Source organism: Sphingopyxis solisilvae, from assembly GCF_015475875.1.
Lineage (GTDB): Bacteria > Pseudomonadota > Alphaproteobacteria > Sphingomonadales > Sphingomonadaceae > Sphingopyxis > Sphingopyxis solisilvae.
In genome coordinates this window covers 8,166-33,717 of sequence record NZ_JADKYM010000027.1, presented here as the reverse complement: position 1 = coordinate 33,717, position 25,552 = coordinate 8,166, and the positions used below count along the sequence as shown (strand labels likewise).

25 protein-coding genes and 1 tRNA gene are annotated in these 25,552 nt (G+C 65.1%); 9 read left to right on the top strand and 17 right to left on the bottom strand.

Annotated elements, in window-relative coordinates; genetic code table 11:
• Positions 1–186: 186 nt before the first annotated feature.
• The 6 genes from IR187_RS15030 to IR187_RS15005 form a co-directional block, all read right to left on the bottom strand.
• Positions 187–777 carry a VOC family protein gene (locus IR187_RS15030; protein ID WP_228765975.1) on the bottom strand — a complete coding sequence of 197 codons (591 nt, stop codon included), beginning with the start codon at positions 775–777 and terminating at the stop codon, positions 187–189.
• A gap of 14 nt (positions 778–791) precedes the next feature.
• Entirely contained in the window at positions 792–1,409 is a 618-nt protein-coding gene (locus tag IR187_RS15025; RefSeq protein ID WP_194955395.1) for a glutathione S-transferase family protein, read from the bottom strand.
• Between the two features lie 71 nt (positions 1,410–1,480).
• On the bottom strand, positions 1,481–2,128 hold the full coding sequence (locus IR187_RS15020) for a carboxymuconolactone decarboxylase family protein (protein WP_194955394.1): 648 nt from the start codon (positions 2,126–2,128) through the stop codon (positions 1,481–1,483).
• 10 nt (positions 2,129–2,138) lie between these two features.
• Positions 2,139–2,534: a nuclear transport factor 2 family protein gene (locus IR187_RS15015; protein WP_194955393.1), complete on the bottom strand. Its 396-nt coding sequence runs from the start codon at positions 2,532–2,534 to the stop codon at positions 2,139–2,141.
• Between the two features lie 9 nt (positions 2,535–2,543).
• A complete protein-coding gene (locus IR187_RS15010; RefSeq protein ID WP_194955392.1) occupies positions 2,544–3,431 on the bottom strand; it encodes an SDR family NAD(P)-dependent oxidoreductase in 888 nt (295 codons plus the stop codon).
• Positions 3,428–4,723, bottom strand: a complete 1,296-nt coding sequence (locus tag IR187_RS15005; RefSeq protein ID WP_194955391.1) for a spinster family MFS transporter — start codon at positions 4,721–4,723, stop codon at positions 3,428–3,430. The genes IR187_RS15010 and IR187_RS15005 overlap by 4 nt, the downstream gene beginning before the upstream one ends.
• A 105-nt stretch (positions 4,724–4,828) precedes the next feature.
• On the opposite strand from IR187_RS15005, the gene IR187_RS15000 reads away from it, so the two are divergent.
• A complete protein-coding gene (locus IR187_RS15000; protein ID WP_194955390.1) occupies positions 4,829–5,596 on the top strand; it encodes an SDR family NAD(P)-dependent oxidoreductase in 768 nt (255 codons plus the stop codon).
• Here the strand turns inward: IR187_RS15000 and IR187_RS14995 are convergent.
• Together IR187_RS14995 and IR187_RS14990 are read right to left on the bottom strand one after the other, a co-directional pair.
• A complete protein-coding gene (locus tag IR187_RS14995) occupies positions 5,593–6,303 on the bottom strand; it encodes a glutathione binding-like protein (protein WP_194955389.1) in 711 nt (236 codons plus the stop codon). The genes IR187_RS15000 and IR187_RS14995 overlap by 4 nt on opposite strands.
• An 85-nt stretch (positions 6,304–6,388) precedes the next feature.
• Positions 6,389–8,620: a TonB-dependent receptor gene (locus IR187_RS14990; protein WP_194955388.1), complete on the bottom strand. Its 2,232-nt coding sequence runs from the start codon at positions 8,618–8,620 to the stop codon at positions 6,389–6,391.
• A gap of 122 nt (positions 8,621–8,742) precedes the next feature.
• On the opposite strand from IR187_RS14990, the gene IR187_RS14985 reads away from it, so the two are divergent.
• Positions 8,743–9,249 (top strand): DUF3237 domain-containing protein, encoded by a 507-nt coding sequence (locus IR187_RS14985; RefSeq protein WP_194955387.1) that lies wholly within the window; start codon positions 8,743–8,745, stop codon positions 9,247–9,249.
• 1 nt (position 9,250) lies between these two features.
• Entirely contained in the window at positions 9,251–9,976 is a 726-nt protein-coding gene (locus IR187_RS14980; RefSeq protein ID WP_194955386.1) for a glutathione binding-like protein, read from the top strand.
• 17 nt (positions 9,977–9,993) lie between these two features.
• Here the strand turns inward: IR187_RS14980 and IR187_RS14975 are convergent, their stop codons facing one another.
• Positions 9,994–10,698 (bottom strand): glutathione S-transferase family protein, encoded by a 705-nt coding sequence (locus tag IR187_RS14975; protein WP_194955385.1) that lies wholly within the window; start codon positions 10,696–10,698, stop codon positions 9,994–9,996.
• A gap of 4 nt (positions 10,699–10,702) precedes the next feature.
• Positions 10,703–11,869, bottom strand: coding sequence for a CaiB/BaiF CoA transferase family protein (locus IR187_RS14970; RefSeq protein ID WP_194955384.1), 1,167 nt, complete (start codon positions 11,867–11,869; stop codon positions 10,703–10,705).
• A 118-nt stretch (positions 11,870–11,987) separates the two neighbouring features.
• Between IR187_RS14970 and IR187_RS14965 the strand changes: the two genes are divergently transcribed.
• The gene (locus IR187_RS14965; RefSeq protein ID WP_194955383.1) at positions 11,988–12,899 is read left to right on the top strand and encodes a hydroxymethylglutaryl-CoA lyase; all 912 of its coding nucleotides are present in this window, start codon (positions 11,988–11,990) and stop codon (positions 12,897–12,899) included.
• On the opposite strand, the gene IR187_RS14960 is transcribed toward IR187_RS14965, so the two are convergent.
• Complete coding sequence (locus IR187_RS14960; RefSeq protein ID WP_228765974.1) at positions 12,896–13,543, bottom strand: TetR/AcrR family transcriptional regulator; 648 nt, start codon at positions 13,541–13,543, stop codon at positions 12,896–12,898. The genes IR187_RS14965 and IR187_RS14960 overlap by 4 nt on opposite strands.
• A gap of 92 nt (positions 13,544–13,635) precedes the next feature.
• On the opposite strand from IR187_RS14960, the gene IR187_RS14955 reads away from it, so the two are divergent.
• Genes IR187_RS14955 through IR187_RS14940 form a run of 4 tightly spaced genes read left to right on the top strand, consistent with a single transcriptional unit; the run spans position 13,636 to position 17,903 of the window.
• Positions 13,636–14,772, top strand: coding sequence for an ABC transporter permease (locus tag IR187_RS14955; protein WP_194955382.1), 1,137 nt, complete (start codon positions 13,636–13,638; stop codon positions 14,770–14,772).
• On the top strand, positions 14,769–15,503 hold the full coding sequence (locus IR187_RS14950) for an ABC transporter ATP-binding protein (RefSeq protein ID WP_194955381.1): 735 nt from the start codon (positions 14,769–14,771) through the stop codon (positions 15,501–15,503). The genes IR187_RS14955 and IR187_RS14950 overlap by 4 nt, the downstream gene beginning before the upstream one ends.
• A gap of 4 nt (positions 15,504–15,507) precedes the next feature.
• On the top strand, positions 15,508–16,506 hold the full coding sequence (locus IR187_RS14945) for an efflux RND transporter periplasmic adaptor subunit (RefSeq protein ID WP_194955380.1): 999 nt from the start codon (positions 15,508–15,510) through the stop codon (positions 16,504–16,506).
• A complete protein-coding gene (locus IR187_RS14940; RefSeq protein WP_194955379.1) occupies positions 16,503–17,903 on the top strand; it encodes an efflux transporter outer membrane subunit in 1,401 nt (466 codons plus the stop codon). Before IR187_RS14945 ends, IR187_RS14940 begins: the two co-directional genes overlap by 4 nt.
• Positions 17,904–17,916: 13 nt before the next feature.
• Here IR187_RS14940 and IR187_RS17040 read toward each other — a convergent pair whose 3' ends face one another.
• The 4 genes from IR187_RS17040 to moaA form a co-directional block, all read right to left on the bottom strand.
• Positions 17,917–18,045, bottom strand: coding sequence for a globin family protein (locus IR187_RS17040; RefSeq protein WP_267463791.1), 129 nt, complete (start codon positions 18,043–18,045; stop codon positions 17,917–17,919).
• A 189-nt stretch (positions 18,046–18,234) separates the two neighbouring features.
• Positions 18,235–18,309 (bottom strand) — tRNA-Asn (locus IR187_RS14935).
• 81 nt (positions 18,310–18,390) lie between these two features.
• Positions 18,391–19,161, bottom strand: coding sequence for an NAD kinase (locus tag IR187_RS14930; RefSeq protein ID WP_194955378.1), 771 nt, complete (start codon positions 19,159–19,161; stop codon positions 18,391–18,393).
• Positions 19,162–19,191: 30 nt separating this feature from the next.
• Complete coding sequence (moaA, locus tag IR187_RS14925; RefSeq protein WP_324187707.1) at positions 19,192–20,208, bottom strand: GTP 3',8-cyclase MoaA; 1,017 nt, start codon at positions 20,206–20,208, stop codon at positions 19,192–19,194.
• A 59-nt stretch (positions 20,209–20,267) separates the two neighbouring features.
• Here moaA and IR187_RS14920 point away from each other — a divergent pair, with 59 nt between their 5' ends.
• A complete protein-coding gene (locus tag IR187_RS14920; protein WP_194955377.1) occupies positions 20,268–21,464 on the top strand; it encodes a GGDEF domain-containing phosphodiesterase in 1,197 nt (398 codons plus the stop codon).
• A 95-nt stretch (positions 21,465–21,559) separates the two neighbouring features.
• Here IR187_RS14920 and mfd read toward each other — a convergent pair whose 3' ends face one another.
• Together mfd and IR187_RS14910 are read right to left on the bottom strand one after the other, a co-directional pair.
• On the bottom strand, positions 21,560–25,144 hold the full coding sequence (gene mfd, locus IR187_RS14915; protein WP_194955376.1) for a transcription-repair coupling factor: 3,585 nt from the start codon (positions 25,142–25,144) through the stop codon (positions 21,560–21,562).
• Positions 25,141–25,401, bottom strand: coding sequence for a succinate dehydrogenase assembly factor 2 (locus tag IR187_RS14910; RefSeq protein WP_194955375.1), 261 nt, complete (start codon positions 25,399–25,401; stop codon positions 25,141–25,143). Before IR187_RS14910 ends, mfd begins: the two co-directional genes overlap by 4 nt.
• Between the last annotated feature and the right edge of the window lie 151 nt (positions 25,402–25,552).

The following is a 25,552-nucleotide window of genomic DNA, read 5'->3' as shown; positions in this document are numbered from 1 at the left end:
CTGACGGAGGGGCCATTACGCGGACGTTGCTACCCCTCCACCACCGCCTGCGGCGGCGGTCCCCCTCCCCATCGCAAGTCGATGGGGAGGAGATGAAGGCCGTCGCCCGTCGAACCCCTCCATCGCAAAAAAGAACCCGGCCAATGGCCGGGTCCAGTCAGATCCCCAGTGGAGTGACAGGGATATCTATTCGGCGGGCACCGGCGTGCGGCCGGTGATCATGCCCTCGGCCTTGGTGCCGTCGGCCTTCATCGGGTCGTGGGCGACGTCGCGTTGGTCGAACGTCTTGGTCCAGGCCGCAAATTCCAGACACACGCCGTCGGGATCGAAGAAATAGACCGACCGGACGAAGACGTCGTCGTTCATTTCGTCGGACGACTGCGTCGGCGAATTGTCGTGATTCAACACTTTGGTGACCGGCACGCCCTTGTCGACCAGACGCTGGTAATATTCATCGAAGCGCTCAGCCGGCACGTTGATCGCAATATGGTTCATCGAACCATGCGCCGACACAAAGCTGCCCTGCGTCGGCAGCGCCGCGGGGGCCGAAATGCCGGGGACGGCCGCAGGTGCATCGGGGAACCAGAAAAAGGCGAGGCTGTCGCCATTGCCCATGTCGAAAAAGAAATGTTGGCCGCGACCGCCGGGCAGGTCGATCGTCTTGGTCAGCGGCATGCCCAATATGTCGCGATAAAATTCGACCGTCTTCGCCATATCCTTGCATACGAGCGCGAGGTGGTTGACCCCGCAGAATTCAAATTCCTTGTTGGCAGCCATCATCCGTCTCCTTGTCAATTCGTCCGGGCGCTGGGGCGGTTTTTCATCCGTTCGTACCAGCGCTGCACATTGGTTGCCGCGGGATCGATCGGCTGGCCGACCGTTGCCCCGAAGTCGAGAAAAGCGAACAGCATGATGTCGGCCAGCGACAGGGCGCCGCCCGCGATAAACGCTCGCCCGGCGATCAGCGGGTCGAGCCAGCGGATTCCGTCCTGGGCCGTGGCCTTCAATCCCTCCGCCGCTTCGGGCAGGCAACGAAGTCGTGGTTCGAACAGCGGCAAGCCCTCGGCAAAGCGAAAGCCGTTGGTCAGTGGCTCGCATATCTTAAGGTCGACGCGGCGCGTCCACATGCGCGTATTGGCGCGCGTTTCCGGGGTCGCACCGATCAGTGCGGGATCGGGGAAAAGCTCCTCGAGATATTCGCAGATCGCGGTGACCTCGGTCAGCACATGCCCATTGTTGAGTTCCAGCGCGGGTGTCTGCCCCGCAGGGTTTACATCGACGTTATAGGGCGGTCGCCGGTTCTCGCCGCCACGCAGGTCGACGCCGACCTCCGCAATCTCGATACCCTTTTCGGCCATGAACAGCTTCACGACGCGCGGGTTGGGGCCGACGCTGTTATAGAATTTCATCCTGTCCTCTCCCCTCCCGAGTGCCACAATCAAGCATAATTGTCAATTTAATTGACGGTTTTGCTCGAGGCTTATTCGCCCGCCGGGCGCGGCGCGCTCAGGAAGTCGGCGGCGCTGAAGCCTTCGGGTGCCGCGATCTCGACGATCGGATCCTCGCGTGCGTCATATTCCATGCGCAGCGCGCGCGTGATCACCGCGTGCATGTCGTACAGGCAGGTGATGTAGGTGAACTCGAAAATCTGCTCGTCGTTCCAGAAGGTCTTGAGCTTGTCGAACACCTCGAGCGGGACGCGGCCCCCGGCCTGGCTAAGGCAATCGGCATAGGCGAGCACGGTGCGCTCCTGTTCGTCGTAACAATCGGCGACCTGCCAGTGCGCGATAGCCGCGATCTTTTCTTCGCTCACGTCGAGGCCGCGGAGCGACTTGCAATGCTGCGAGAAGACGAACTGGCTGCCCTTGACCCAGCCGGCACGCGTCTGGCCGAGCTCGCGCAGGACCGGATCAATCGTGCGCGCAGGATTGCGATAGACGGCGAACCCCTTGACCGCATGTTCGAAGATGTCGGGCGACAGGGCGAACACCGTCCACCAGTCGCCGGGCGTGCCGGTCGCGGTGCCGGGTTCGGCAACCGGATCGCGGTCGCCGAACAGGCGGTTGTAATAGGCGAGGACGGTCTCGTCGGTGACTTCGGACCGGGGGACCTGACGCAGAACGGGCATGAAAAACTCCTCAGGCGTTCGCAAATTTGCGGAATTCGGCGACATGCGCGCTGTCGAAATATTCGTCGAGCCGTGTGATCCGGCCATTTTCGACCGTACAGATGATCGCGCACGGCAAACGGACCGCGACATCGTCGTGAACGCGGACGCCGGTCAGGACATGCTGCTGGACAAAACCGCCCGGAAAAGCGGTGAGCTGGCGATCGGCATATTTGCGGTCCTTGATCCGTGCCACCATGCCGGTCAGCGTCTGCGCCGTCTGGTCGCGCGTGACGATCAGCTCGTCGGTATTGTGCCAGATCTCGGCATCGGGGGCGAAACTGCTTCGCATCGTTTCGATGTCGCCCGCCTCAATCGCGTCAAAGAACCGCCGGGCCATGTCGCGGATATCATTCTCTTCGGCCATGTCGCTCTCCTATGCCTTCGCGCCAAACATGCGGCCGCCGTTTGCGGCGATCAGACCGTCGATATCGTCGCCGCGATAGTCCGGGTCGGCCGACGCGCCGAACGCCGCCAGCATATCGTTGGTCACCAATTCGGCCATCTTCTTCCATTCGGGGTGGGTGAAGATCCAATAGTCGCCGCGCTCGATTGCTTCGACCACCCGGAGGCCAATCTTGTCGGGCGACATGCCGCCCGCAAGCACGCCCTGCATCGCCCGGCTGGTAGCGGCTGCGGCGCCGGCTTCCTGTTCGACCGGGCGCAAATCGCGCGTGGTCTCGACGATCCGCGTGGCCGACATGCCCGGCATCAGCACCGATACGCCGACACAGCTTTCGGCCAGTTCGTTGCGCAGCGCCATGGCAATCCCCAGCGTCGCATATTTCGAGCTGATATAGGCAACCGAGATCGGCGGCGGAACGATCGCGACCATCGACGATGTGATGACCAGATGGCTCGGTTCGCCGCTGGCTTTCATCGCGCCCAGAAAGGTCCGGCAGGCGTACAGATGGGCGTGGGCGTTGACCGCATAGTTCCAGCGCCACACGTTGGGGTCATATTGTTCGAACGGTCCCGATCCGCCGCCGACGCCGGCATTGCTGAACAGGATGCGCACCGCGCCAAAGTCGCGGGCTCTTTCCCCCGCAGCGGCCCAGCTGTCCTCGCGGGTGACGTCGAGATATATCCCCATTGCTTCGGCACCGTGACGGCGCAGATCCGCCGCCGCAGCTTCCGCGCCCGGGCCATCGATGTCGGCCAGAATGACCGCGGCGCCCCGTGCCGCAAGCGCTTTGGCGGTTGCGCGGCCGAGCCCGCTGGCACCACCGGTGATGAACGCCGTCTTGCCCGCAACCGAGGTCATTCGGCGAAGTCCTTTTCCAGATAACGGGTCATGCGATATTGCGCGATGCCGGCGGCTGCGGCGAAGGGCATCAATGCCATCAACGCCCAGCGCAGGCTGTCGTCGCCATAATCGGGCTTCAACGCGTCGCTGACGATCCCGGCGAACAGCGGGCCAAGCCCCAGTCCCACGATATTGAACATCAACATGATGACCGCCGCAGCGGTCGCGCGGCTGCGCGGCGGGGTCAGATTTTGCACGAGCGCAAGGGCAGGCGCGACATAGGCGGTGCAGGCCGCCATCGGGATCAGCATCAGCGCCAGCGAAAGCTGCCAGCTGTCGACCAGCAAGGCGGCGATGAAGGTCGGCACCAGCACCGCGGTCGCCAGCGCGGGTATCGTGCCATAGGCGCGCGCCGAGTGTTTCGCCCGGCGGCTGACGAGCCAGCCGCCGCCGAGGATGCCGATGCCAAAGGTGATGCCCGCCGCCGGCGCGAACCAGGTTGCCATCGCTTCGAGCGGCATTTTCTGGGTCCGCATCAAAAAGGCAGGAATCCAGTTGAGCATGCCATAGCTGACAAAGGCGGCGAGGCCGCTACCGATCATCACCATGCGCAGCGAGCGGCGGCGGATGAACATCGCCAGGCTTTGGCTGAACGGCAGCGCTTCGTCGGCGGGCTGGTGCGTATCCATCGCACCGCGCGCCGGTTCGCGGACGAGCCAGATCATGATCGGTGCGATCAGGATGCCGACGATCCCGATGACGATAAAGGCGCCGCGCCAGCCGATATGCGCCGCCGCCCACGCGCCGAAGGCAGCGCCGACAAAGACGCCGAACGGACCGTTGCAGGTGAACAGGCCGATCATCAATGGCCGCTGCGCCGGCGGGTAATAGTCGGCGATGACCGACAGCGACGGCGCGGTGCCGCCCGCTTCGCCCGCGCCGACCCCAAAGCGCATCAATGCCAACTGCCAGAAATTGCTGGCCATGCCGCATGCCGCGGTGAAGGCGCTCCACACCATGCATGATATGCCGATCAGCTTGATGCGATTCCACCGGTCGGCGATCATTGCCACGGGAACGCCCATCGCCGCGTAGAACAGTGCGAAGGCCAATCCGGTGAGCAGGCCGAACTGGGTATCGCTGAAATCCATCTCGGCCCGGATCGGCTCGACCAGCACGGACAAGAGCTGGCGATCGACGAAGTTGATCGTCCCGACGATGAAAAGCATCACCAGCGCGGCGTTGCGACGCAGCGCCAGCCCCGGATCGGACGCTGCCGCGCCTGCGTTGACGGCCGTTGCCTCGGTCATAACTCTCCCCAAACGCGCTGCTTTTATCGATCCGAAAATACTTAGGTATTTAAGCTTATCTGTCAATGTGCTTTACGGTAGCGACATGAGTGCGGGAGAGGCAGGATGAAGATTCAGGGCAAAACGGCAATCGTAACGGGTGCGGCCAGCGGGATCGGCCGCGCGACCGCGGTGATGCTCGCGCGGCGCGGCGCGGCGCGGATCAAACTGGTCGACATCGACCGGAGCGGGCTTGCGGAAACCGCCCGGCTGGTAGGATCGGCAGGCGCACAGGTCGATGTTCACAGGCTCGACCTGTCCGACATTCCCGCGACCGAGGCCTGGTTTCGCGATCATGGCGACGTCGATATCCTGCACAACAATGCCGGCGTGGTGTCGGGCCTGCCGCAGTTTCCCGACGTCGATGCCGCGCGCCTGCAATGGATCATCGACGTCAACATTACCTCGCTCGTCGCGGCGACGCAGATTGCGGTGCAGACGATGAAGGCGCGCGGCGGCGGGGTTATCGTCAACACCGTTTCGACCGTAGCGCTCGGCACCGGTTTCTACGACGCGATGTATGCGACAACCAAGGCGGCGGTGATGATGTTCACCCGCTGCTGCGCATCGCTGAAGGAGACGTGCAACGTTCGCGTCGTCGGGATGCTGCCGGGTCTGGTCGATACGCCGATCCTCGACACGACGGGGGCAGGGGGCAAGTCCGACTGGATGCGGACCGTGCTCGAAAACAACGAGGCCTGCACGCCCGATGACATTGCGGACGGCGTGATCGCATTGATCGAAGATGACGGGCTGGCCGGTGGGGACTGGGTCGCCGTGCGGCGGATCAACGGCGCGGTCGAATATCAATGGGGCCACGCCGACACGGTTTAGCGGGTCGGCGCCTCGAGCATGTTTTTTCCGAACAGGTTCGACCACTGTTTCTCGGTCAGGACCGGGCGCGCGCTCGACAGGTTGGCGGCGTTCTTGACGTCAGTTCCTGCGATCACCGCAGGCCGCGCGGCGATCCGCGCGAACCAGTCGGCCACCGCCGGATAATCGTCCAGCGTCAGTCCGATCGCGTGGATCGCGCGCGTCCACGGCCAGGCCGCGATGTCGGCGATCGAATATTCCTCTGCCAGATAGTCGGCTTCGCCAAGGCGGCCGTTGAGGACGTGGAGCAGGCGCAACGTTTCGTTGCGGTAGCGCTCGACCGGATAATCCTGTCCCTCGGGCGCGTAGCGGATGAAATGATGCGCCTGACCTTGCATCGGGCCGAAACTGGCCATCTGCCACATCAGCCATTGCTGCGCCTGGCTGCGCCGCCGCGGGTCGGCGGGGAGCAATTGCCCCGACTTTTCGGCGAGATACAGCAGAATGGCGCCGGACTCGAACACCGGCAGCGGCGCACCGCCACCAACCGGCTCATGGTCGACGATCGCAGGCAGCCGGCCATTCGGATTGATCCGGCGATATTCGGGTGTCAGATGGTCGCCCTCCAGCATATTCATTGCGATCAGCCGGTGCGGCAGAGCGATCTCTTCGAGCATGATCGACACCTTGTGCCCGTTGGGCGTCGGTGTGAAATAGACGTCGATCATCGGCAATTCCCCAAACAGCTCGCGGCCGCCGCTGCCGGTTCCCGGTGACGGGAAGCGGCAACGACGGCCGGTCGCTGGGACATCGTCAGAATTTGACGCCGGCTTCGATCGCCAGGCTGCGCGCGGGTTCCAGATAATGGATCGAACGCGTGGTGTTGGTGATCGGGAAGGGCAGCTGGAACACGCTGCCCGCGGTCAGTTTGTTGGTGAGGTTGCGGCCCACAAAGGCAAGGTGCCAGCGCTTGTCGGCGTCGCTCAGCTGCACGCGCAGATCGACCTTGGCATAGCCCTTCTGAAAGCCAAAGACCGGGCTCTGGTTGTCCGAATTGAAATATCCCGACCGGAACGACACCACACCGGTAACGTCGAGTTCAAGCGCTGACGAAATCGGCACCCAGCTGTGCGCCTGAACGCTGCCCGACCAATCCGACACATAGGGCAAGGGCGCGCCGGCGATATTGTTCGCCGCGATGCTTGCCGGGCTGGCCGGGTTGCACTCGCTGACCGGTTGGGTCGCGAGACAGGCCGCGCCGGGATAGTCGAGGTAGCGGATGTCCTGATAGGCGAGCGATGCGGTGACGTCGAAATTGCGCGACGGCTTCAGCACAAAGGTGCTTTCGATGCCTGTCGATGCCGCGCTGGCGGCGTTGCCCGTCTGATAGGTCGAAGTGGTCGGATTATACACCGACACCTGCAGGTTGCTGAACTTGGTGTCGTACACCGACACGTTCGCGGTGATCGCGCCGAAGGAGGCGCGGATGCCGGCTTCGATATTGCGCGACTTTTCGGGTTCATACTGGAACGTCGCGTCGGTCGTGCCATAGGTGTTCGAGACAAAGCCACCCGATTTCGAGCCGCGGCCATAGGTCGCATAAACCATCACATCGTCGTTGATGTCATATTGCGCGGTGATCGACGGATCGACGTTGTTTTCCTTGCGCTTGCCCTGCGCCTGCGTCAGCGGACGCAGATTGAACGGGCCATAGATACGCTCGCCGTCGAACGTCGCTTCTTTCTTCGTATGGGTATAGCGCAGGCTGCCGATAAAGCGCAGCCGGTCGGTGGCATTCAGGGTTGATTGCCCGAACACCGAGAAAGATTCGGTTTTCTGGTCAAAAAAGGTGTGGAGCAGACCAAAATAGTTCAGGGCGCTGTTGTTGATGTTGAAGCCGCCAAATTGATCGAGATGATAATCGGACCGATCATAATAGGCGCCAACGATGAATTCGAACGTCTGTCCGGTCGGCGACGCCAACCGGATTTCCTGCGAGAATTGATCGAAATTTTCGGGATAGCTGTTGTACACCGAATTGTTCGTCACCCCGCCCGGAGGGTTGGGCAGCGTCTGATCGAAGCCGTTGATCATTGCGCTGTCATACCAGCTGTACCCGGTGATCGACGTTAACGTGTAATCGCCGAGTTTCAGGTTTGCGGTTCCGGAGGCGATCAGCGTTTCGCCGCGGATACCTTCCTGTCCGAGCGCCGAATCCTCAAGGAAGCGGCTCTGCCGCAACCTCGGCGCCATGGTGGCGGAATCCGACACGGTGACGCCGCCCTTGATATCCTGGTTGCCATATTCGACGCGCGCGGTGAAATCGAAGTTGGCGCTCGGCTCCCACAACGCCGTGAAGCGGACGAGTTGTTGTTTCGTCTGCGGGTTTTTCTGGCCCGTCGCGCGGTTCAGGATATAGCCGTTGTTGTCGACGATGCGGCCCGCGAGACGGACGCTCAACGTGTCCGAGATCGGCCCCGACACATGGCCCGAAATCTGGAAGCCGTCATATTCGAAGTCGTAGCTGCCGGTCAGCGATCCCTGGAAATCCCTCGTCGGCGCGGCCGAGACGACGCTGATCGCGCCTGCCGCGGTGTTCTTGCCGAACAGCGCGCCCTGCGGTCCGCGCAGCACCTCGACGCGACCGAGGTCGAAAAAGGGCGCCTGCGTCTGGCGGCTGCGACCGGCATAAACGCCGTCGATGTAGAGGCTGACCGCTTGATCGAACGAGAAGTTTGCGGGCGGTGAGCCAAAGCCGCGGATATAGATGACGTCGTTTCCTGCTGTCGTCTGGACGGCGACGTTGGGAACATAGGCCGCCATGTCAGCGAAATCGTTGACGCCCAGTTCCGCAATCTTGTCGCCGGTGACGACCTCCATTGAAATCGGCACGTCTTGCAGGCTCTGTTCGCGCTTTTGCGCCGTGACGATGATTTCATTGCTGTAGCTGTCGCTGGCCGCGGCCTGCGCATAGGCCGACGTGGCGCCGACCAGCATGGCGGTCGCTGCGACGCCGGATAGCAGAAACTGATTGCGAGCCTTCATTTTCACCCTCCCATAGAGCCTGTTGTCGCGGTCCCGGGCTGTTACCCGATCCGTCAATCTGATTGACCCTTAGTATACTAATTGTTTTATGCTTGTCCATAGGCAGAGAGAGGATTCGCAACATGCTCACAGAAAATCCGACGGCCGTCCCCGCGACGCTGGCGACGCGCCACCTGTGTACCGCCGAGTTCGAAGTGGGCGGGGGCATCATCGGGATCGGCGCGTCGCCGTTCGGGGACCAGCGGCTCGGCTACATCAGCGGCGGGCGATTTTTCGGCCCGCGGATCAACGGGATCATATTGCCCGGCGGCGGCAACTGGTCGCGGAGCGGGCGGCTGGGCGACGAGGCGTCGGTCGGCACCTTCGATGCCCGCGCGGTGTGGCAAACGGGCGACGGCGACCTGATCTATCTGAGCTACACCGGGCGGAGCATCATTCCCGACGATGTGCGCGCGACCTTTTCCGATCCGGCGGTGCCCGATGCTGACCCTTCGCGCTACTATCTGCGAATCGCGCCGGTGTTCGAAACCGCGAGCGCAAAATATGGCTGGCTCAACGGCATCCTCGCGGTCGGGGTCGGCGAACGAACCGATTTTGGCGTCCGGCATGTGATCCACGAGGTGATGTGACATGATCGATCTCCACTATTCGGCGACCCCGAACGGTCAGAAGATCGCGATCATGCTGGAGGAAATCGGTGCGCCGTACCGCGTCATTTCCTATGACATCTTCAATGGCGACCAGCTGACCGCCGAGTTCGGCCGGATCAATCCCAATCACAAGCTGCCCGCCATCGTCGACCATGCTCCGCCCGAAGGCGGCGATCCGGTCACCGTTTTTGAATCGGGGGCGATCCTGCAATATCTGGCCGAACGATCGGGACGCTTTTTGCCGCGGTCGGGTGCGGCGCGCGCTGCAACGCTGTCGTGGCTGACCTGGCAGGTCGCGGGGCTGGGGCCGATGGGCGGACAGGCGAGCCATTTTCTGCGCTATGCGCCAGCGGGTCAGGACTATGCGGTGCAACGCTACACCAACGAGCTGAACCGCCTGCTGACGGTGCTTGAAAGGCGGCTGGAGAAGAGTGCCTATGTCGCGGGGGATGATTATACGATCGCCGACATCGCCATATGGCCCGGCCGCGCGTCGGCGTTCGTGATGGGCATGGGGCTTGAACAATGGCCCGCAATGCGCGGCTGGTTCGAACGGATTCGCGACCGGCCGGCTGTCACGCGGGTGATGGCGCGCGAGGATTTGAAACCGCCCGCGAAATATGTCGGGCGGCACCAGCAACTCGACGCACGCGAATGGTCGAACATGTTCGGCGCCGCCAATCAGGCGGCGGTGACGAACGACTAGGGTCCTGACCCTAGCGGTTATCGCGGTGCGTGCTGGCGGTCGCCCCACAGGATCGCGCGATGCGCGTCGGTGAAACCGGTGAGTCCACCCTCGATTGTCTCGGCGCGGGCGACGCCGACCTTGATCCCCTCGGCGACCGCGGGTCGCGCCAGCATCGCGGCGCCCCAGCGGTCGACGTTGGGGAACTGGCCGGCCCGTTCGATCAACTGGCGGCGCAGATAGGGCAGGGTCGCCATGTCGGCGATGCTATAGTCGTCGCCCCCCAGCCATTCCGCCTCGCCGAGCCGTTTGTCGAGGACCATCATCAATCGATCGACCTCGCGGCTGTAGCGTTCGATCGCATATGCGTGTCGATCCTTCGCATAATGACTGAAATGCGCCTGCTGGCCGAACATCGGACCCACGCCGGACACCTGAAACATCAACCATTGCCAGCAGATCGCGCGCTTCACCGGATCCCGCGGCAGGAAACGCCCCGTCTTTTCGGCGAGGTAGAGCAGGATAGCGCCGGTTTCCCACAGGATGAAAGGCTCCCCCGCGGGGCCGTTTGCGTCGACGATCACCGGCGTCTTGTTGTTCGGGTTGAGCGCCAGAAATTCGGGGGTCAGTTGGTCGCCGGCGAGGATGTCGACATATTCCAGCTGCCAGTCGAGCTCCATTTCCAGGAGCGCAATCGCAATCTTGCGCGCGTTGGGCGTCGGGCCGCCGTAAAGGGTTATCATCGCGTCACTGCTCCCGGCCCAGCCAGCGTTTCAGCACATCGTCGGTATCCTGCCCGACACCGAGCGGAGCGGGACGCCGAATGCTGCCCGGCGTCGCCGACAGTTTCGGAAACACGCCCTGCATCCTGATCTCTCCCCATTCCGCATCGGGCACTGTCACCAGCGCGTCGCGCGCGGCGAAATGCGGATCGGCAAGCATGTCCTCGGCATCGAAAACGCGGCCCGCCGGAACCCCGGCGGCGATCATCCGCGTTTCGAGTTCGGCGATCGTCAGCGTCCGCGTCCATTCGCCGATGATCGCGTCAAGCTCCGCCTGCCGCGCCCCGCGCGCGCGGTGGGTGGCGTAGCGTTCGTCGCTCGCGAGGTCGGGCCGCCCCATCGCCGCGGCCAGGCGGGCAAAGACGCCGTCCTGGTTGGCGCCGATCAGAAACTCGCCATCCTTGCACGGATAGACGTTCGACGGCGCAATCCCGGGCAGGGTCGATCCGGTGCGTTGCCGCTTGGTCCCGCTCGCCGAATAGTCGGAGACGGTCGATTCCATCACCTGCAGCACGGCTTCGTACAACGCCGAATCGACGATCTGGCCCTGACCGGTCTTGCTGCGGTGGTGGAGCGCCGCCAGCGCCCCCATACAACCATAGGTGGCGGCAAGCGTGTCGCCGATCGACACCCCCATGCGCGCGGGTGGGCGGTCAGCATAGCCGACGATCCCGCGCCAGCCGCCCATCGCCTCGCCGATTCCGCCAAAACCCGCACGCGCCGAATAGGGGCCGGTCTGACCATAGCCCGACACGCGCACGACGATCAGCCCAGGATTGTCCCGGCGCAATTCGGCGGGATCGAGGTTCCACTTTTCGAGCGTTCCGGGGCGGAAATTCTCGACCAATATGTCCGCCTTGGCGATCAGGTCGCGCGCCAGTTGCTGGCCTTCTTCCTCGCGCAAGTCGGCCGCGACCGAGTATTTGTTGCGCGCGATGACGCGCCACCAGCTGGGCTTGTCGCCCTGACCCCAGTGGCGCATCTGGTCGCCGGTGCCCGGTGGTTCCAGCTTGACGATCTCGGCGCCCATGTCGCCGAGCAGCTGGCCGCAAAAGGGGCCGGCGATCAGCTGCCCCATCTCGACCACCCTGATCCCCGCCAGCGCGCCCCCGCCACCCTCTGCCTGCGTCATCTCGTTCCTTTCGGGGCCGGGCCTGATAGAGGCAGGCTTCGCAACCCTTGGCTCTCTATACTTAGAATGCTATGTATTTTTCAACCTGCTAAATGACTTTCATGCTATAGGGCGCAAGATGCTGACAAATCTGCATGTGGAAATGGTCGAGGTCGGCCCGCGCGACGGCCTTCAGAACGAAGCCGCGCTCGTTTCGACCGCCGACAAGGCCGAACTGGTGCGCCGCGCGATCGACTATGGCGCACGGCGGATCGAGGTGACGAGCTTTGTGAACCCCCAAAAAGTACCGCAACTCGCCGACGCCGAAGCGCTGGTGGCGGTGCTGCCCGACCGCGACGATGTGACCTATATCGGACTGGTGCTCAACCGCCGCGGCGCGGAGCGCGCCATCGCCGCGGAGCGGATCGACGAACTGGGCGCGGTCTGTGTGACCAGCGACAGTTTCGGTATCCGCAACCAGGGGCAAAGCGCCGATGAATCGCTTGCGGCCGCGATCGAAATCGTCGGTCTTGCAAAAGGTGCGGACCGTTCCGCACAAATCACCATCGCGACCGCGTTCGGCTGTCCGTTCGAGGGCGAGGTGCCCGTCGCGCGGGTTGTCGAGATGGCAAAACGCGCCGCCGATTGCGCGCCACGCGAAATCGCGCTCGCCGATACGATCGGTTGCGGATCGCCGGCGCAGGTGGCGGAGATGGTGGGCCGGGTTCGCGAGGCGGTTGCGGGGTTGCCGGTGCGGGTGCATTTCCACAACACACGGGGCACCGGTCTCGCCAATGTCTGGGCCGCGGTGGGCGAGGGGGCAGCGACGGTCGATGCCGCGCTCGGGGGGTTGGGGGGCTGCCCCTTCGCGCCGGGCGCCGCGGGCAATGTGGCGACCGAGGACGTGCTTTATATGCTGGGCCGCAGCCATGTTGAGACGGGACTGGACCTCGACAAGGCGGTTGCGGCCGCCGCCTGGCTCGCGGGCCGGATGGACCGGGCACTCCCGGCGATGGTGGGTCGGGCGCCTATCTTTCCTGCCCGAACCTAGCCGCGTACGCGCGCGGTGATATGGCCGCCATAGGCTCGCAGGAAAGTATCGACGGCGGCTTCGACCCGTTGCCGGGTCGCCTCGCGGGTCGGGGGCGCGCCGAAGCGCAACTCGACATCGCCAAAACCCTTGCACATCGCGGCAAATTGTTCCGCGGCCAGCCCCGGATTTTCGATCGACAGCCCGCCGCTGTCGGCCACGGCTGTCAGGAAAGCGGTCAGCGCTGCCTTCATGCGCCGCGGTCCGGCATCCAGAAAAGCGCGGCCGATTTCGGGATTGCGTTCGGTTTCGGCGGCGATGCGGCGTTCGAACTGCACCATCTCGGGCCGCGACAGAAAGGCGACCATCGCCATGCCGATATGCCGCAAATGATCTCGCAAGCTTGCCCCACTTTGTCCTTCGATCGCGAAGTGGCCGCGCATCCGTTCGCACTCGCGCTCGATAGCGGCGGCGAACAGACCCTGCTTGTCCGAGAAATGATTATAGACGGTGACCTTTGACACGCCCGCCGCGGCGGCGATCTGTTCGATCGCGGCGGCACCATAACCATATTCGAAAAATGCCTGGGTCGCCGCCACCAATATCGCCTCGCGTTTGGCGAGGTCGGCCGGTCTGCCGGGATTTTTTTTCCGCGCGATTGACAATCTGTACGCTTCCGTTCATTTAAACACTGCCGTTCAATAATGTTCCTAACAGCGAACGGTTGCAAGCGTCGCGGATAAAGGGCTCTCCCCCGATGGTCTGGATTGCGATCCGAATGCTGACCGGCGATGCGACCAAATTTTATGGTCTGCTGTTCGGCATCGCCTTTTCAACCTTGTTGATCACGCAGCAGCTGACGATCTTTGTCAATCTGATCGAACGCGGCGCCAGCGGCGTCTATAATGTTCCGTCGGCCGATGTCTGGGTGATGGATCCCGTCAGCCGCACGACCGACGTCAACCTGCCGATGCCGTCGACCGCGCTCGACCGCGTGCGATCGGTGCCCGGCGTCGAATGGGCGGTCCCGCACTTGCGCGCCGCGGCCTCGGTGCGAACGAAGGAAGGCGATCTGGAGGGCGTGTCGGTGATCGGCGTCGACGACGCGACGCTGATCGGCCTGCCGCGGCGCATGGCGTCGGGTTCGACCAAGGTGCTCGAACAGCCCGATGCGGTGGTGATCGACGATGTCGGCACGACGCGCTTTTTTCCGGAAGGCTATGATCCGGTCGGCGAGCGGCTGGAACTCAACGACCAGCGCGCGGTCATCATGGGGGTCGCCGATGCCATTCCCAGCTTTACCAGCCAGGTGACCCTGTACACCCGCTACAGCCGCGCGCTCAATTTTGTGCCGGGCACGCGCAACCGGCTGAGTTTTGTCCTCGTCGGCGCCGCGCCCGGCGTCGACGCCAAGACGCTGGCGACGCGGATCACCGACGAAACCGGCCTCCGCGCCCGCACCCGCGACGAATTTGCCCGCGACGGGATCGACTTCATCATCGAAAATACCGGTATCCCGCTCAATTTCGGGATCACCGTGATGCTGGGGTTCATCGTCGGCGTGGCGATTGTCGGCCTGACCTTCAGCCTGTTCATTCGCGACAACATCAAACAGTTCGGCGCGCTCAAGGCCATCGGCGTGAACAATGCCAAGATCCGCCGCATGGTCGCTGCGCAGGCGGCGATGGTCGGGTCGATCGGCTATGGCCTCGGCGTGCTCGGCACGGTCGCATTCATCTGGAGTTTTTCGAGCAACCCGACCTTCAAGGGCTTCTATATCCCTTGGCAGGTGCCGCTGATCAGCCTGGCGGCGGTGACGATCATCCTGACGCTCACCGGCTGGATCGCGCTGCGCAATGTGCTCCGGACCGAACCCGCGGCGGTGTTCCGGTGAGCGACGTCGCTCCCTTTGCGCCGGGCGATCCGGCGACCGCGATTGCCACCCGCGGCGTCGTGCGCGACTTTACCGCCGGGCAGCAGACGATCCGCGTCCTGCACGGCATCGATCTCGACGTCCGGGCGGGCGAGCTGACCTATCTGGTCGGCGAGTCGGGGTCGGGCAAGACGACGCTCATTTCGATCATGTGCGGCATATTGTGGCCGACCGAGGGCGAGGTGCGGCTGTTCGGCACCGATATCTATAATCTGTCGGACAATGAACTCGTCGATTTCCGGCTGCGCAACGTCGGTTTCATTTTCCAGCAATATAATCTGATCCCGGCGATCGATGCCGCCGCCAACGCCGCGGTGCCGTTGATCGCGCAGGGAGTCGACCGCGGCGAAGCGCGCGCGCGGGCGACCGAGCTGCTCGCCGCGCTCAATATCGGCGATCAGGCGGACAAGCTGCCCAGCCAGCTGTCGGGCGGGCAGCAGCAACGCGTCGCCATCGCCCGCGCGCTCGTTCACCAGCCGCGGCTGATCGTTTGCGACGAACCGACCGCGGCGCTCGACGCCCGGTCGGGGCGCCGCGTGATGGACCTGCTGCGCGAAGTCGCGCTCGCCGACGACCGCTCGGTCATCATCGTCACCCACGACAACCGCATCTTCGACCTCGCCGACCGAATCCTCGTGCTCGAGGACGGCCGCATCACCCACGACGGCCGCGACATGCCGAAGGACTATTGACGCCATGACCCGACGCTTTGCCAACCTCAACTTTCCGCGCCAGATCCTGCCCGTCATTGCCTTGCTGGGGGTGGTGCTGGCGGTCGTCTATATCTTCGTCGGATTGCCCGATCGCCGGCTCGAACCGCCGCAGCAAACCCCGCCGCGCGCGACCGGCGCGCTGGCCAATGGCGACCGGGTTGCCGGGGCAGGAGTCGTCGAACCGTCGAGCGAGATCGTCGATATCGGAACGGCGCTGTCGGGACTGGTCACGAGCCTGAACGTTCAGCCGGGAACCTATGTGGCCAAGGGCGACCTGCTGTTTCTGGTCGACGACCGCGCCGTGCGCGCGCGGCTGCGCGAGGCGGAAGCGGCGATCCGCGAGGCGCAGGCCGCCATTGCCGAAGCCGATACCGCCCGAACCACAGCGCAGCGCCAGCTCGCGCTCTACCGCCAGATCGACGACCCCGCCGCGGTCAGCCGGACCGAGCTGCTGCGCGCCGAAGGTGACGCCGCGGGCGCGGCGAGCCGCGCGGCGCTGGCCCGCGCGCGGCGAGATGCGGCCGAGGCAGCGGCGGCGAGCGCGCGGGTCGAATTGTCGCGCCTTGCGGTGCGCGCGCCGATCGCGGGAGAGATTTTGGCGGTGAACATCCGGCCGGGCGAATTTGTCCAGGCGGGCGGGCCGCAGGGTGGCAATACCGAACCCTATATCCGGATGGGCGAGACCCGCCCGCTGCATATCCGGATCGACATCGACGAGGATCAGGCAGGCGACGTCGCGCTGGGCGCCGCCGCGATCGTCTCGCCCCGCGGTGCCGCCGCGCGCCAGGTGGCCGCGCGCTTCGTCCGCGCCGAGCCGCTGGTGGTGCCGAAACGGTCGCTGACGAACAGCGCCGCCGAACGCGTCGACGTGCGGGTCATGCAGCTGATCTATGCGCTGCCGCCGAGCGATGGCCTGTTCCGCGTCGGGCAGCAGGTCGACGCTTTCATTCCGGCCAAACCCCGCCCCGGAGCGCAGCGATGATGCGCAAGGCCGCGCTGACCGCCCTGTTGGCGCTGGGCAGCGCCGGCTGCGTCGCCGGGCCGCCTCCGCAGATCGATACGCCGCCGCCGGTACTGCCCGCCAGCTTTTCCTATCTGCCCGACGCGGTCGAGGCCGGCTCGCTTGCTGCGCTGCTGCCCCACGACGACTCGGGCTTCGTCGCGCTGCGCGATGCCGCGCTGGCCGATGCGCCTTCGCTCGGCGAAGCGGCCGCGCGGATCGAGCGGGCGCGCGCGGCGGCGCGCCGCGCGCGTGCCGAACGCGCGCCGCAGCTTGATCTGTCCGCATCGGTCGAAACGAGCCGGACGAACCCCGGCAGTTTGGGCGCCAGCCTGCCCCCCGGAATCACCATCGATCCCGACCGCACGTCCTATGGCGCGACGCTCGGCGCCCGGTGGGAGGCGGACCTGTTCGGGCGGCTGCGCGCCGAACAGCGTGCGGCGACGGCGCGACTGGACGCCGCGACTGCCGATGCAGACGCGGTGCGGGTCGCGCTGATCGCCGATATTGCGTCACAGGTGGTCGACTGGCGCAGTCTGGAGGCGCGCCAAGCGGCGCTGTTGCGCGACCTGGATGCGGCCGATCGCCTGGTCAGGCTCGCAAATTCGCGGGCGAAAGCCGGCCTTGCGCCGGGCATCGATGCGGCGCGCGCCGAGGCGATTGCAGCGTCATCGCGCAGCCGTCTCGCCGCGCTCGATGGCGAGCGCGCCAATCTGGTCGGCCGTCTCGTCACCTTGACCGCGCGCGATGCCGCATGGATTGCGGAGCAACTCTCAGCCGGGGCGGGCGCGCAGCCCTTGCCCGCGGCACCGGCGACGCTGCCATCGGACCTGCTCACCCGTCGTCCGGACGTCGCCGCCGCGGCAGCGCGTCTTGCCGCTGCGGACAGCGACCTTGCCGCGACCGCCGCGCGGCGCTTTCCCCGCCTCAGCCTGTCGGCCAGCCTCGGCCTGCTCGCCTTCAGCCCGGGGCAGCTGTTCGACGATGAATCGCTGATCGGTTCGCTCGCCGCCGCGATCGCTGGGCCGTTGCTCGACTTTGGCCGCATATCGGCCGAGATTGACGCGGCCGCGGCGGACAAGAAGATCGCGTTTCAGCAATATCGCGCCGCCGTGTTTGACGCGCTGGGCGATGCGGAATCGGGGTACCGCTTGATCGCGGCGAGCGATGCACGGGTGTTCGCCACCGCCGACGAGGCCGCGCGGCTGGCGCGGGTCGAAGCGTTGACGGCCACGCGCGTCCGCGCCGGCCTTGCCGATTTGTCAGCCGAGCTGGAGGCGCGTCGGCAAGCCGACGGCGCCACCGAACGCGCCGCGATCGCCCGCGGCGAGGCGCGCCGCGCGCGCTTGCTGCTGTGGCTGGCGCTGGGCGGTTCCTGACCGGCCGTGACGCCTAGCGCGTGATGACTTGCCGCGACATCGGGGCGAGCTTGGCCAGAAGGCGGTTTTGTGTCGCAAAAGGGATATTTTCCTCGCGCATCGCGGCTTGCAGATTTTCGACCAGCGCATTCATGTCACGCATGCGGACGCCCACAGTGGGTGGCGGCGCACGACCGAATCGCGTCGTTTATTGCATAGTGATCCTGTTTCGATGTCATCATGAAGGGCGGGGTGATCTACAAGGGCGGCGACTGAGCGAACTCGCGCGTCGAACCGAAGGCAACGCGAACGCGGTAAACCCCGTCGGATGTCGTGCCAGCTTGGAAAGAAATGGCTCCCCGGGTAGGATTCGAACCTACGACCGATCGATTAACAGTCGATTGCTCTACCGCTGAGCTACCGAGGAACACGCCGCCGACGCGGCAAGGCGGCCCCTTTGCCGCCAACCGGTGAGTTTATCAAGGGGGTTTCGGCGCGATTTTTCCGTTCAGACGATAAATTGTTCCATCGCGATGCGTTCGTCCAATCCCTGATCGGGATCGAACAGCAAGGTCAGCGGGCGGCTGCGGTCGGTCGTGACCAACACTGTCTTGACGTCGCGGATCTCGCGCTGGTCGGCGACCGCGCTGACGGGGCGTTTCGCGGCTTCGCGGACGTTGAAGCGGATGCTGGTCGATTCGGGGACCAGCGCGCCGCGCCAACGCCGCGGGCGGAACGGGCTGATCGGGGTCAGCGCCAGCATTTCCGATTCGAGCGGCAGGATCGGACCATTGGCGCTGAGGTTGTAGGCGGTCGATCCGGCGGGGGTCGATACCAGCACCCCGTCGCACGACAGTTCTTCCAGCATCGTGCGTTCGTTGATCATCACTTCCAGCTTGGCGGCCTGGCGCGTTTCGCGGAGCAGCGAGATTTCGTTGATCGCGGGCAGGATGTGGCGTTCGCCGCTGATCGTGGTGATATCGCCTGACAGCGGATGGATGAGGAAGGGGCGCGCGGCGGCCAGCCGGTCGAGCAGCCCTTCGATGCGGAACTCGTTCATCAGGAACCCGATGGTGCCGCGGTTCATCCCGAACACCGGCATGCTGCGGCGCTGGTCGAGCAGCTGGTGCAGCATATGGAGCAGAAAACCGTCGCCGCCCAGTGCGATCAGCAGGTCGGCCTCGCCCAGCTCGACGAAGTCATAGAGCGGCCTGAGTTCCGCCTCGGCCTCCATGGCGACGGGCGAATTCGACGCGACGAGCGCAATCTTGCGATGCATAATGGTCCGCTTCCCCCTGCGGGCGCTGTGTCAGCCGCCCGTTGCACTCATATGACGCGCGACCGCCGGTGTGGACTTTCGTTCGATGTGAAAGTCATGCGCGCGGGGTTTGCCAGCCAAAGCGGCATCAATCAAGCCGTCGACATCGCCGCCCCCACGCAGCGCCGCGCGCAGGTCGATATGGTCGTCCTGTCCCAGACACATATAGATGCGCCCCTCGACGGTCAGGCGGATGCGGTTGCACGTCGCACAGAAATTGTCGCTGAGCGGAGTGATCAGCCCCAGCGTGACCGGGCTGCCTTCGACCGCAAAGTATCGGGCGGGGCCGCCGGTGCGCTTGTCGACCGGATAGAGCGCGCGCGTGTTGCGCAGCGGCGCGATGAAATGGTGGAGCGGGATATAATGGTCGCTGCGGTCGGCCTCGACCTCGCCGAGCGGCATGGTTTCAATGAGCGTGAGATCGCAGCCGGTGCCGGCGCAATAATCGAGCAACGGCAGGAGCTGGTCTTCGTTGAGGCCCGCGAGCGCCACCATGTTGATCTTCACCGCCAGCCCGGCGGCGCGCGCCGCCGCGATTCCGCCGAGCGCGACATCGATGTCGCCGACACGCGTGATATGGCGAAAGGCGGCGGGATCGAGCGTGTCGAGACTGACGTTGATCCGGCGGACGCCCGCCGCCGCGAGCATGGGCGCATGTTCGGCGAGCCGCATGCCGTTGGTGGTCAGCGTCAGTTCGTCGAGGCCATGTCCGATCATCGCACCGAGCCGCTTTGCCAGCGTGTCGATCCCGCGCCGCACCAGCGGCTCGCCGCCGGTCAGGCGAATGCGCCGGACGCCGCGCGCAACGAATCGCTCCGCCAGTTCGCCCATTTCCTCGATACTCAGCACCGCCGATTTGGGCAGGAATGTCATATCCTCGGCCATGCAATAGCGGCAGCGAAGATCGCACCGGTCGGTCACCGACAGGCGCAAATAGCTGATTTGCCGCCCATGTCCGTCGATCAGCGGCGTCGCCGGCCGCAGGGGAGGGGAAAATGTGACAGCCACGACCGTCTTGTGATGCAAAAGGGAGGAACTTGGCAAGCAAAGCCTGCTAGAGGGACGCCATGAATCGCCTGACCGACCCACGCCCCGTCCATGTTCTGAAGATCGAAGATTTGCACGCCGCCCACGCCGCCGACGTCGGCGTGATCCTGGTCCAGGTCGACCAGATGGCGCGAATCAACAACAGCGCCGGCACCGCGACGGGCGATGCGGTGCTCGACGAAATCGGGCGGCGGCTGGAAAATTTCGCGATCGACGAGTTCGGTCACGGCTCGTGCGTCGAACGTCTCGACGGGCCGCGTTTCCTGATCGTGCCCGCCGCGCCGCTGTCGCTCGGCGCCTTGCGTGCGCAGGAACGCGCGTTGCACGTCGCGCTCGCCGAACCGATCGTCGGCGATCCCAACGGCCGCCTGTCGATTCGCATCGTGACCGCGCTCGTTACGCGCGACGAACCGGTGGCGGACCAGTTGCGGCAGGCGGGCGACCAACTCGCGCGGCCCGCCTCGGCGCGTGACGGGGTCATGGTCCATGCCGCGCTGTCGGGCGGCGAGGTCGCGATCCATTACCAGCCGCAATATGATGTGACGACCGGCGCGATGACGGGGGTCGAGGCGCTGCTGCGCTGGCAACATCCCGAACTCGGGCTGCTCGGCGCTGGACCGCTGGTGACCGCGGCGCGTGCGGCGCGGCTCGAATGCGAACTGACCGAACATGCGCACCGCGTGGCGCTGGCGGAAATGGCGCGCTGGCCGCGCCAGCTCGGCAACCTGCGCGTGTCGCTCAACATCACCGCTGCCGATCTCGGCGACCCCGGCTTCGCCGACCGCTTCGCCGCGATGGCAAAGGCGGCGGGGGTCGATCCCGACCGGCTGACGCTCGAACTGACCGAACAGGCGATGCTCAGCGATCCGGCAAGCGCCGCCGAACAGCTGGCCAAAATCCGCAACCTGGGCGCCGCGATCGCGATCGACGACTTCGGCACCGGCTATTCCAGCCTGGCCCTGCTCGCGCGGCTGCCGATCGACTATCTGAAGATCGACAGCGGTTTCACCCGCACGATCGACGGCAACGACCGCGACCGCATTGTCGTGCGCGCGATCGTCGATCTCGCGCGCGCGCTGGGGCTGCTGGTGGTCGCCGAGGGGATCGAGAACGAGCGCCAACTGGAACGGCTGCGCGAACTGGGCGTCGCGACGTGGCAGGGGTTTTTGAAGTCGGGGCCGGTGCCGGGGGATCAGTTGCCGGGGTTGATGGAATAGGTCTCGTCATTGCGAGCGAAGCGAAGCAATCCAGAGCGGTTTGCGCGACTCTGGATTGCCGCGTCGCCTTCGGCTCCTCGCAATGACGATTTTGGTCAGCCCACTTGCCGCGCCAGCTTCCCCAGCCCCTTCGACAATTGCAGCGCGCCATTGAGCCGCGCCCCGGTGCTCGTCCAGTCGCCGCTGACCGACAGCTTGTTGTCGGGACGGATACGCGCGCGGCCTTTCAGCCGCTCGACATAGGCTATCAGCCCGGGGACATTGGCAAACTGGTCGCTGTGGAAGCTGACCAGCGCCCCCTTGGTGCCGACGTCGAGCTTGGCGATCCCGGCAAGCTTTGCATTCGCCTTGATCTCCATCAGCAGCACCAGGTTCGCGGTTTCGGGCGGCAGCGGACCGAAACGGTCGATCATTTCGGCGGCAAAGGCATCGAGCGCCGGACGGTCGGCCGCATCGTTGAGGCGGCGATAGAGCGCCATGCGCAGCGGCAGATCGGGGACATAATCCTCGGGGATCAGGATCGGCGCGTCGACGGTGATGACCGGCGACAAGGCTTCGCGCGGGGGCAGCTTGCCGGCGCCTTCCGCCTTCGCCATCAGGATCGCCTCTTCCAGCATCGACTGATAGAGTTCGAAGCCGACCTCGCGAATATGCCCCGACTGCTCGTCGCCGACGAGGTTGCCCGCGCCGCGAATGTCGAGATCGTGGCTCGCCAGCTGGAACCCCGCGCCCAACGTATCGAGATCGCCGAGCAGCTTGAGCCGCTTTTCGGCAGTATCGGTAATCGCGCCATGCTCGGGGGTGGTGAGATAGGCATAGGCCCGCGTCTTGGCGCGCCCGACCCGCCCGCGCAGCTGGTACAGCTGGGCGAGGCCAAAGCGGTCGGCGCGGTGGATGATCAGCGTGTTGGCGCTCGGGATATCGAGCCCAGATTCGACGATCGTCGTCGATAGCAGTACGTCATATTTGCGGTCGTAAAAGGCGCTCATCCGGTCTTCGACTTCGGTCGGGGTCATCTGGCCATGCGCGACGACATATTTGATTTCGGGGACGCGGTTGCGCAAAAATTCCTCGGTGTCGGGCAGATCCTTGATCCGCGGCACGACGAAGAAGCTCTGCCCGCCGCGGTCATGCTCGCGCAGCAGGGCTTCGCGCAGCACCACCGCATCCCATGGCGCGACATAGGTCCGCACCGCCAGGCGGTCGACCGGCGGCGTCTGGATGACGCTGAGCTCGCGCAGGCCCGACATCGCCATTTGCAAGGTGCGCGGGATCGGCGTTGCGGTCAGCGTCAGGACATGAACGTCGGTCTTGAGCTGCTTCAGCCGCTCCTTATGGACGACGCCGAATCGCTGTTCCTCGTCGACGATGACGAGGCCGAGGTGCTTGAACTCGACCGATTTGGCGATCACCGCATGGGTGCCGACGACGATGTCGATCTGACCGCTCGCCAGCCCGTCGCGCGTCTTTTGCGCTTCGCCCGCGGGGACGAGGCGCGACAGCCGGCCGATGTTGACCGGGAAGCCTTTGAAGCGCTCGACAAAATTGGTGAAATGCTGCCGCGCGAGCAAGGTGGTCGGCACGACGACCGCGACCTGCACCCCCGCCATCGCCGCGACGAACGCAGCGCGCAGCGCGACCTCGGTCTTGCCGAACCCGACGTCGCCGCACACCAGCCGGTCCATCGGCTTGCCCGACGCCATGTCGGCAAGCACGTCGCCGATGGCGCGGTCCTGATCGTCGGTTTCCTGATAGGGGAAGCGGTCGGCAAAGGCGGGATAGGCGGCGTCCTGCGCAAGCAATTCGCCCGAGCGCAGCGCGCGCTGCGCCGCGGTCGCGAGCAGTTCGCCCGCGATCTCGCGGATGCGTTCCTTCATCCGCGCCTTGCGGCGCTGCCATGCTTCGCCGCCGAGCCGGTCGAGCGCCACCCCGTCGCTTTCGCCGCCGTAGCGCGAAAGCACGTCGAGATTTTCGACCGGGACGTACAGCTTGTCGCCGCCCGCATAGGTCAGCGCGACGCAATCATGCGGACTGTTGCCCACCGGGATAGAGGTCAGCCCCTCATAGCGCCCGATGCCATGGTCGAGGTGAACGACCATGTCGCCGACGCTGAGCGTCGCCAGTTCGGCGAGGAAGGCATCGGCGCTCTTGCGACGCTTCTGGCGGCGGACGAGGCGCTCGCCAAGAATGTCCTGTTCGGTGAGCAGACTGATCGCGTCGGAGGCAAAGCCATGGTCGAGCGGGAGGACGATGAGGGCGACGTTGCCCGTCTCGCTCGACCCTTTGTTCCCGTTCGTGTCGAGCGAAGTCGAGACACCCCGCGAGGTGGCGCTGTCCGTCGTGGTGTCTCGACTTAGCTCGACACGAACGGAACTGGAACCGAGCGCCTCCTGCCAGGTCTCGGCCTGCACGAGTCCGGTAACCCCATGCTCGCGCAGCAACCCCGACAGCCGATCGCGCGCGCCGCCCGAATAGCTGGCGATGATCGTGCGCCGTCCCTTGCGACGTTCGTCGCTCAGATGATCGGCGACCTTGTCATAAATGTTGAGGTCGGCGGCACGCTCGGGGGTGAAATCGCGCGCTGCAAAGGTTTCCAGGTCGATGACCGTCGCCGACGGCGCCACGTCGAACGGGGTGATGATATGGATCGGGCGGGCTGTTGTCCCGGTCGCCCATTCAGCCTCGGTCAGATACAGCGTCTCGGGCGCCAGTGGCCGATAGCTGCCCGTCGATTCCTTTTCGGCCGCGACGCGGTTTGCATGATAATCGGTGATCGCGGCGAAGCGCGTCTCGGCGGTGGCGTCGCTGCGATGGCCGCGCAGCACAGGGGTGGCTGGGTCGATATGGTCGAACAGCGTCGCCAGCCGTTCTTCGAACAGCGGCAGCCAATGGTCCATGCCCGCCTGCCGCCGCCCCTCGCTGACCGCCTGATACAGCGGATCGCCGGTCGCTTGCGCGCCGAACATCTCGCGGTAGCCCGATCTGAAGCGCTTGATCGTATCCTGGTCGAGCAGGGTCTCGGCGGCGGGGAGCAGTTGCAGCGCCTTGGCGGGGCCAAGGCTGCGCTGGTCGGCGGGGTCGAAGCGGCGGATGCTTTCGATCTCGTCGCCGAAGAAATCGACGCGCAGCCCGGTCTCCTCGCCCGCGGGGAACAGGTCGAGGATGCCGCCGCGCACCGCAAACTCGCCTTGGTCGGCGACGGTGTCAACGCGGCTGAAGCCGTTTGAGACGAGCAGCTCGGCGAGCGCGTCGCGGTCGATCCGTTGGCCTGCGGCAAGCGTGGTCGCGAGCTGTCGGATGCGGAAGGGGGTCAGCGTGCGCTGGGTGATCGCGGCGACGGTGGTCAGGAGCAGCTCACCGCGTTTCGCAGGCTGCTGCAACGCCGACAGCGTCGCCAGCCGGTCGGCGCTGACCCGCATCGACGGCCCCGCGCGGTCATAGGGCAGGCAATCCCATGCCGGAAAGCGGTGGACGATGAGGTCGGGCGCGAAGAAGGGCGCGGCGTCGGCAATCGCCTGCATCGCCGCGTCGTCGGTCGCGACATAGACGAGCCGCTTGTCGCTGGCGCGCGCCAGATCGGCGAGCAGCAGCGGTAGGAACCCGTCGGCGGCGCGCGCCAGCGTAAGCGGCGCCGCTGCCGATCCGATCGCGGCGAAAATATCGGCGGCCGGAATGGTCATGGCAGCGGGATATAGTCCAGCCGGCGCATCGCGGCGATCATTTCGGGCAGGTTCAGATGCGCGGGCGGTTCGCCGGTGCCGAGCGCCCACGCCATGATGTCGACATCGTCTTCCTCGACGACGATCTCGTACCAGGCGATTTCTTCTTCGCTCCAGCCCGCGGAATAGCGGTCGAAAAAGCCGCCGATCATATAGTCGGCCTCGCGCGTGCCGCGGTGCCAAGCGCGGAATTTCAGGCGTTTGAGGCGGTCAGTCATCTGTTTCTCTTTCCCTTCTCCCTTGACGGGAGAAGGATACGATGCCTTGGCGCGAAGCGCTTGGGCGAAGTTGGATGAGGGTGGGGCCCGTAAACACGGAAAATCGAGACACATGGTCAAACATGCGCTGAGCGTAACCCGGCCGGCCGAC